The 850-nt window shown below is 66.9% G+C and carries 1 protein-coding gene; it reads right to left on the reverse strand.

The genetic code is table 11. From position 1 onward, the window contains the following. Positions 1-13: 13 nt before the first annotated feature. A protein-coding gene (locus ACLF3G_RS29505; RefSeq protein ID WP_430672939.1) for an IS5 family transposase occupies positions 14-777 on the reverse strand; the annotation gives its coding sequence in 2 pieces (ribosomal slippage) (positions 14-457 and positions 460-777; 762 coding nt in all). Positions 778-850: the final 73 nt, after the last annotated feature.

The following is an 850-nucleotide window of genomic DNA, read 5'->3' on the forward strand; positions in this document are numbered from 1 at the left end:
CTAGGCTCAGGACTCATTGCCTGAGCCAGAAGGTGACGGTGGCGGCGAGGGTGATGGCGCTGAAGAAGGTGTGGGCGCAGCGGTCGTAGCGCATGGCGATGCGGCGCCAGTCCTTGAGCCTGCCGAACATGTTCTCGATGCGGTGGCGCTGGCGGTAGAGCGCGGTGTCATGCGGGATGGGTAGCTTCCGGCGACGCGTAGACGGAATGCAGGGGGTGATGCCCTTGTCCTGCAGGGCGGTGCGGAAGCGCCCGCTGTCATAGCCGCGGTCGCCGATGAGTTCTCGGGCGGGCGGCAGGTGGGGCAGCATCAGGGCGGCGCCGCGATGGTCACTGGCCTGCCCCTCGGTCAGCAGCATCAGGACCGGGCGGCCTTGACCGTCGCAGACGGCGTGGAGCTTGGAGTTCAGGCCGCCCTTGGTTCGGCCGATACAGCGGGAAAAAGCCCCTTTTTGAGCAGGCTGGCTGCGGTGCGGTGGGCCTTCAGGTGGGTGCTGTCGATCATCAGCCGATCGGGTGGCCCAGCTTCGGCCGCCAAGGCCGCGAAGATGCGGTCGAATACGCCAAGGCGGCTCCAGCGCACGAAGCGGTTGTAGAGCGTCTTGTGCGGCCCGTAGGCGGGGGGCGCATCGCGCCACTGCAATCCATGGCGGATGACGTAGATGATGCCGCTGATCACCCGGCGATCATCCACCCGCGGCACGCCATGCGAGCGCGGGAAGTGGGGCGACAGGCGGCGCATCTGGCTGGGCGTCAGCAGGAAGGGCGGTGCGGACATGGCGGGACCTCCGCCACATCCAGAATCACAAGCCGACGCCTTGATGCAAGCGATTAATGGGTCCTGAGCCTAG

Source organism: Falsiroseomonas sp. HC035, from assembly GCF_050563525.1.
In the GTDB taxonomy this organism is placed as follows: Bacteria; Pseudomonadota; Alphaproteobacteria; order Acetobacterales; family Acetobacteraceae; genus Falsiroseomonas.